General features: G+C 38.4%; 5 protein-coding genes. 2 read left to right on the forward strand and 3 right to left on the reverse strand.

Features of this window, described 5'->3' with window-relative positions:
- Positions 1-2,085 (reverse strand): polyphosphate kinase 1, encoded by a 2,085-nt coding sequence (gene ppk1, locus D5018_RS06055; protein WP_121838113.1) that lies wholly within the window; start codon positions 2,083-2,085, stop codon positions 1-3.
- Between the two features lie 600 nt (positions 2,086-2,685).
- Here ppk1 and D5018_RS06060 point away from each other — a divergent pair.
- Positions 2,686-3,441 carry a hypothetical protein gene (locus D5018_RS06060; protein WP_121838114.1) on the forward strand — a complete coding sequence of 252 codons (756 nt, stop codon included), beginning with the start codon at positions 2,686-2,688 and terminating at the stop codon, positions 3,439-3,441.
- On the opposite strand, the gene D5018_RS06065 is transcribed toward D5018_RS06060, so the two are convergent.
- Both D5018_RS06065 and pdsR read right to left on the reverse strand, forming a co-directional pair.
- Complete coding sequence (locus D5018_RS06065) at positions 3,339-5,504, reverse strand: ATP-binding protein (RefSeq protein WP_121838115.1); 2,166 nt, start codon at positions 5,502-5,504, stop codon at positions 3,339-3,341. The genes D5018_RS06060 and D5018_RS06065 overlap by 103 nt on opposite strands.
- Positions 5,504-6,184, reverse strand: a complete 681-nt coding sequence (gene pdsR / locus D5018_RS06070; RefSeq protein WP_121838116.1) for a proteobacterial dedicated sortase system response regulator — start codon at positions 6,182-6,184, stop codon at positions 5,504-5,506. The genes D5018_RS06065 and pdsR overlap by 1 nt, the downstream gene beginning before the upstream one ends.
- Positions 6,185-6,381: 197 nt before the next feature.
- Between pdsR and pdsO the strand changes: the two genes are divergently transcribed.
- Positions 6,382-7,113 carry a sortase-associated OmpA-like protein PdsO gene (gene pdsO, locus D5018_RS06075; RefSeq protein WP_121838117.1) on the forward strand — a complete coding sequence of 244 codons (732 nt, stop codon included), beginning with the start codon at positions 6,382-6,384 and terminating at the stop codon, positions 7,111-7,113.
- Positions 7,114-7,251 lie beyond the last annotated feature (138 nt).

A 7,251-nucleotide genomic window follows, 5' to 3' on the forward strand; every position in this document is an offset into this window, starting at 1 on the left:
TTATTCACCAACCTTGTTTAGCCACTGTGCATTGTTGGCTTCATAATCTTGGAGGTATTCATAAATGGCTTGTTGAGAGCGAACTTTTTTCTTGTTTCCACGTCTTCGATATGGATTTGACTGCTCTGCATTTAATATTCTTGCTTTAGTATTATCGCTAAAGTGAATATTTAAAATATCTGATAGCATTTTTTTGAGCTTCGGCTCGTATATTGGTGTGCTTACCTCAATACGATTATCGATATTTCTGGTCATCCAGTCAGCTGATGACAGAAACATTTTTTGCTCACCTCCAGCATGAAATACCATGATACGTGAGTGTTCCAAAAAGCGATCTACGATACTAACAACCTCAATATTTTGGCTTTGTTCTGGTACTTTAGCAATAAGGGAGCACATACCTCGTACCAGTAATTTTATCTTAACTCCTGCGTTAGAAGCGCTATACAATTTGCGGATCAACTGTTTATCTACTAAGTTGTTGACTTTCAAGATGATGCTGGCTTTTTTGTTGCTTTTTGCAGCTGTAATTTCGTCTTCGATTAATCGATAAATACTTCTTCGAGAATTGTAAGGTGAAACAATTAAGTGGTTAAACTTATCTTGGCGATAAGGGTGCTGGATCAAATGAAACACTTGCTGTACTTCTTCAGCGATTTCTTGGTTGGCAGTAAATAACGAAAAATCGGTATAAATTTTGGCGGTTTTTTCATTGAAGTTACCAGAGCCAATATGACAATATAGGCGAGTTTGGTTGGCTTCATTACGACCAATTACACAAATTTTAGAGTGTACCTTTAAGCTGGGTATCCCGTGGTGAACCTGAACGCCTGCTTCAACTAGTTTACGTGTCCATTCGATATTTGCTTCCTCATCAAACCTTGCTCTAAGCTCCAAAATAACCATGACTTTTTTACCATTACTTACCGCATCTATTAATGACTGAATAATGCGTGAGTTTTTGGCAACACGATACAAGGAAATATTGATGAATTTAACAGCAGGATCATAAGCGGCTTGACGAATAAATTCAGTGACATAGGAGTATTTATGGTAAGGATAATTCAATAAAATATCGTTTTGGGCAATGGCTTGGAATACATTGTGATAATGGTCAAACAAGCTGCTAGGAATAGCCGTTAGTTTTTCGTATTCCAGTGACTTACGGCTAGGATTTGGAAATGCCATAAAATCTTTAAAGTTATGATAACGACCGCCGGCTACTAAAAACTCAGTAGAGCTGATTTGTAGTCGTGTTTTGAGCATTTGCAGCATGTGTTCTGGCATTTCGCGGTCATATACTAATCTTACAGGTTCCGCGGTTAAGCGCTTTTTTAAGCCTTTCGACATTCGCTCAAGCTGGGTATTATCCAATTCGTCAGTGATATCAAATTCGGCGTCTCTTGTGAGCTTCATGGCATACACATCGATATCATCGTATTCAAAAAATGGTCTAAACAGCTCATCGGCACAAAAGCGAATAATATTATCTAGCAAAATTAAGTGCTTTTTCGATTTGGTGCTTTCCGCAGGTAGTTTTACAAACCTAGGGACACTTTTTGTCGGTACTTCAATCAAACTATATTGACGGCGTTTATCCGTATATAAACAAATGCAAAGATAGGTAACGCCATCAGATATTTGTTGGGTTAGATCTCGGTTTTTACTGACGATAATAGGAGAGATATGTCGTTTTAAGTGATCTTTAAAATAAGTCATCAACCAAGATTGATGAAAACTAGAAAGTTGAAACTCATTAATGAGAAAAATGTTTTTTCTCGCTAGCTCTAGCATCAGCTCATTGTAATTTTTGTCAAATCGCTCTTGTAGCTCAAGCACTTTATCCTGAATAAGGTTCATTAGGGTCTGGTTATGCTGCATTTTATCTTGATTGAAATTATCAATCAGAATGGCACGCCTGATTTCTGCAACACGAACCCTGAAAAACTCATCAAGATTACTAGAAAAAATACCTAAAAACCTTACACGCTCAACAAGTGGAACGTTTTCATCACATGCTTCTTGTAATACACGCTCATTGAACGAAAGCCACGACAATTCTTTAGACATAGTAGGTTTGATCATTTTCGACACGAATGTAATTCCTTTAACAACGTGGGCTACTGAGTTCTTTGTTTGAGATCCCTAAATGGAAAAATTGGAGACTCTAAGAAAAACTTGGAGTAACAGTAATTTACCATGTAACTAGTATTAGCATTATTTCAGTTTTGTGACACTTTGTTTTTGGAATTCGATGAAACATGTACCAAAAGAAAAACTACTGAGGTCTATGCATAATTTGGTTAATAAGCTAAGTTTTAGGTTTATTTTTTAGAGAAAAGTACCACATAACAGCGGGTTTAATGAGAAACAAAAATAAGAAAAATAAAAGGCCAATGAGCATTCCTACCCAAGGGTTCTCTTTTGTAGCCCAAAGTATAAATTCCATCTTGAAACTCCTTCTAATCATTAAAATATTAATATATTAGAAAAATCTAATTTTACCTGTGAGTTAGATCAATTTTTTGTTTAAATTAAAAGTAAACAAAAGGTTAAATTAGGTTTACAAATATTGATTTGGGATCTACTCATGACCATAATGTATATCTGTTTTTAATGGTTTTTATAGCCATTGATATTTTGGTGTATGTATCTTTACATCCTCCCTAATTATTAGGAGTTTTTATGACTCTTGTTGTTACTCCAAGTTATTCTAAGATTCATGATTTTGCCCATTTCAACTGGGAGCAACCTAGTGCGGAATGTTTTATTGAAAGTGGTAAAAAATATCAAATTCGCAATTGCGCTCGTAGTAGCGAGCTTTATGTTGAAAGACTTAGTCCTTACAGTAGCGGTTTGAGAGGACTTTTTGAGTGCTTTTGCAGCTTTTTTCTAGCCAAAATCAATAGCCGTAATCGAGACGAGCTAGGTGACATTCTTAGAGGTGAGGGGATAAGAGCAGTTGGGAAGGCATCAGGGAATATTTTTGGACGATTTCAAGTGAATACTAAATATCGTACAAACTTGCATCAATTTTCAATGGAAAAACCAAAGTTATTCAAGCAGGCAAAGCAGCAAGTGGATATTTTACGTCAAGTTCCAAAGGCTGAATCAAGGTTGGATATCAATAGTTCAGATAGCCCGATCCAGCATCGCTGTCCGATATCAGGCTATATACTGAATCATACAAATGCGGTTGTGTTAGAACATAATGGTCAATCGCTTGTGGTTTCCCGCCAAGGTATACGCTACCAATTGCTGAATGATGATCCAAAATTCAGTAAAATCAGCCGTCAAATGATACTTGATTCTCAAATCAAAGCGTTGACTTCCGAAAATTACAATCTATCAAATTTTGGAGAGTGGTTGGTTGGCTTTCTCTCATCTTGTTCTCCGTTAGGTGTGAGCAAGGGAAAGTTGGCAGATATTGTCGTTGTGTGATTTTTAGAGCAACTTTTTGCCTGAATGTTGCCGTAGTGAAAGCGAGATATGATCGAAGAAATATAAAGCCCCAAGCCTAAATGGGGCTTTTGTTTATTCTCGTGTTCTCTAATTGATACCATTGAATTAAAAATTTCACTTTCCATCCCCTCAGGTAGCATTGGCCCTGTGTTGGTTATTGATAATTCAGCTTGTTGTTTTTCCTTGATAAGCTGAATAATGATTGGTTCATTGGGTTTCGAGAACTCTGCTGCATTGGCAATCACTTTATCAAACATTTGAGCTAAGTAGTCTTCAACACCTAAGATATGAATATCAGCTTGAATTTCAGCGTGGAATTGATGTTCAGGATAAATTTGCTGATAGATATCAAAGCAGTTATTTACAAGTTGTGACAAGTTCACAGAACTACGGGGTTCTGAATCTATAGTTTGCTCTATTCGAGTGGCCTCAGACATGCTATTTAGAATACCATTAAGCCTTTGCAGTCCTTCTTGAGCTCGAAGCAGGTACTTACTGTCATTTTCACTGCCTTGCTGTAGCTCTAAGTGCTCTAAAGAGGAGCGTACAATTGTAATTGGCGTTCTTAATTCATGAGATAAACGAGAACTCATGTTTTCGAGGTAATGGTTATAGTGTTCTACTCGTGTCAGCATACTTGAAAAACTTCGGATTAAGTCGCCAATTTCATCTGCATTCTGGCTATTAATATCAATCGCATGAATTTTTCCATCTGAATCGATAACGGATTCGGCCTGATCTCGTAATTGCGTTATTCTGCGTGAAATGGAAGTGGCAAAAATCAGCATGCTAACACTGGCTAAAATAGTCACAATTAACGCGGTATTGAGTAATGATGTCATGGCATGGCTGCGTAATTCTTGAATGCCTTGGGTAGTTTGTTGAGTTAATACAGCACCTACAACCACACCTTGATGCCATATAGGGGTGATACTGGACAGCAGCTCCGTGTCTGAATCAGCGAGGGCTGTTTCTGATTGACCTTTAAAGCCACTCAACGCTCTGTGGGTCATAGGATCATCAAATTGGATTTGTTGTTGGTTAGGGTCAACAAAACTCAGGTTTTGTGTTCCAATAAGCCAATGGTAGATAGGCTTTAAAATATCAGGAACTGAAGAAATGGTGCTGACACCTGAACTCCAACTTTGTCCACTAGCATGAATATCGCCACCCTGTGCCAGCACTTGTCCAGCATGATTCAGTACCCAAATTCGAGAATCAGAGTTATCTAATGAATCAATTATCTGCTCAATATCACTGCTAGGTTCAATTAAACGTCCTAGTGTGAGGGGCGAATTAACTGGGCTTGAAGTAATACTTGTTGTGCCATGAATGGTATGGAAAAAGCTTTCAAACGCCATGGCTTCTCCTAACAACCCTTTAGGTAATGTCAGTTGAAGCAGAATACCGTCATTAGTGAGTGTCCACATTCCCTCAATGACTGATTCTGGGGTGAGAGGTGTCATCATGGCGGGATCGTCAGGTAACAAAAATCCATTTAGTTTTCCGCTTGCTGAAATTGTTATTAAATAGCGATTAAAGCGGTGATCTTTTACCGTTGAAATTTGTAAGTACTGGCTAGCGTAAGGAGAATGTGAGCTGTGGTTTAAATCAAGGTTAGGTACTGTAATATGAAAACTCATGAACACTTGGTTTTCGTATTGACCAACTTGAATGATGGCTTGGCTGCTTGAGTTATGAGAGCTGAAGATCTTGGCTGGACTTTGTTTTAATGGCAAATCATCTGTGCTGCCAGTGAAATGCACTGGATTACTTAACGGATATAAATAAAAGTCTTTGGGCTGAATTTTATCGCGAGAAAAATTTAATCGTTCAAAAAGTTTAGGGCGTTGCTGTAATGCTGTCGCGACGGCTTGTGAGGTATTAGACAAGTTATGCAGTTGAGTTTGCTTTAAGTAAACGTCAAGCTCATTAAAGTACCGGTAACCAAACCAAGGTAAAGCCGACAAAAAAAGCACAATAACCAAAAATTTGGTTCTAAGGCTGAACTTTGGGAGCTTAAGATAGAGTAATCGCCGCATTATTGATTCCAGCGATAGCCCATGCCGTAGACGGTGTTGATATGATCAAAATCAGCATCAATCGCCATAAACTTTTTTCTGATCCGTTTTACATGAGAAGTAATGGTGCTGTCATCAACATAGATTTTTGCATCTGACATTAGATCTTGTCTGGAGCGAACATGACCTGGTCGCTTAACTAATGCGTGTAGCATCCAAAACTCGGTTACGGTCATTTCTAATGCTTTCCCTTGCCATTGTACCGTCATTTTATCTAAGTCCAGTTGTAGCTGGTTAACCTCTATGATTTCATTTTTGGTCTGTGTTGCTAAATCACTTCGACGAAATAGCGCTGCGATTCGTGCCATTAGGTGCGGAAAGCTAGTGTTTTTCGTAAGGTAATCATCTGCGCCAAGTCGTAAACCGCTTACGACATCAAAATCACTATCTCTCGCCGTGAGAAAAATAATAGGTAAAGTAGGGGACATGGCTCTAAGAGACTGACAAAGCATAAAACCCCCATCAGGTTCATCTTCTAATCCAATATCAATAATCGCAAGATCGGGTAAGCGAATCTCAAACGCTTGCATAGCCGTTGAGCGATTAGCGAAGCCTTGAACTTGATAACCATGGTTTTCCAAAAGCTCTTTATAGTTTTCACGGATGATGGTTTCGTCTTCTACTATGGCTATGCGTTTCATCTTTACTAGGTTTTAAGTGTTTTACAGCAATATACCGAAAAAATAGTAAGAAATCAGCGTGCTGGGTTAATTGCCATTTTTCTGCCACATTTTATCCCTAATGCATCATTTTAGCTCCCCAATATTGCCAAGTTGCTTTGCTTTAATAATCCCCATCGAAACACTTTCGTTATAAATTTAACTACATGGAGCAAGCTATGAAAAAGGCAATCATCTCAACACTAATCATTGGTTCAATTGTTACAAGTAATATGGCGATGGCCAACACTGAAGAGCCACACGGTCAACAAGAACAGTTAGTTGGATTTGGTTCAGGTTTATTATTAGGTGCAGCTGTTGGTGGTCCTGTTGGTGCTGTTATTGGTGCTATTACAGGTGGAGTAATAGGTAAGAGCGTGGCCGATGATGAAAAGCTCACCGCTCAAGATGTTAAGTTGCAGCAACAGCAAGTGAAGCTAGCCAAATTGAACGAGCAGCAACAAGATTACCAACATCTGTCACATCAATATCGTTTAGCACAAAACAAGCTACAACAGTTAGGTGAAATGAGAACCTTAAAACAATTAGATTTAGGGTTGAATGTGCAATTTAGAACGGGTTCAGCTCAAATCGAACCTTTGTACCAGAAACAACTTGAAGAAGTAGCAAAGCTGATGAATGCTCAGCCCGAACTTAAGTTAGACTTAAGCGGTTTTGCTGATAGACAAGGGCAAACTGATTTAAACCAGAAACTGTCTGAAAAGCGTATTTCTTCAGTTAAATCGTTATTGACCGGCCTTGGAGTGGATGAAGCGAGGCTTACAGCTAAAGCTTATGGTGATACAGCTCCAATACATCAAGAGCAAACTTTAGAAAATAATGTATTTGACCGCAGGGTGACGTTACAGCTTAGTCCTGAAATGGAATCCAGTTTAACAGCTAAGCAGTAAAGGATTTATTTTCCCAATCTGTAACTATTCAGCCCATCTGACTCAATCTGCTTAAAATAGCAACGGTTGAGTCACCATTTTACTTGATCCTCAATGATCATTTGACCGATCTTCCCAGTATGTCATGCTGACCAAATA

The sequence above is a fragment of the Parashewanella curva genome (assembly GCF_003675895.1).
Classification (GTDB): Bacteria; Pseudomonadota; Gammaproteobacteria; order Enterobacterales; family Shewanellaceae; genus Parashewanella; species Parashewanella curva.

What these genes read in the sequence shown, in the direction of transcription:
- ppk1 (WP_121838113.1), bottom strand. Translation starts at nt 2,085, where the DNA reads ATGATCAAACCTACTATGTCTAAAGAATTGTCGTGGCTTTCGTTCAAT.
- D5018_RS06060 (WP_121838114.1), top strand. Translation starts at nt 2,686, where the DNA reads ATGACTCTTGTTGTTACTCCAAGTTATTCTAAGATTCATGATTTTGCC.
- D5018_RS06065 (WP_121838115.1), bottom strand. Translation starts at nt 5,504, where the DNA reads ATGCGGCGATTACTCTATCTTAAGCTCCCAAAGTTCAGCCTTAGAACC.
- pdsR (WP_121838116.1), bottom strand. Translation starts at nt 6,184, where the DNA reads ATGAAACGCATAGCCATAGTAGAAGACGAAACCATCATCCGTGAAAAC.
- pdsO (WP_121838117.1), top strand. Translation starts at nt 6,382, where the DNA reads ATGAAAAAGGCAATCATCTCAACACTAATCATTGGTTCAATTGTTACA.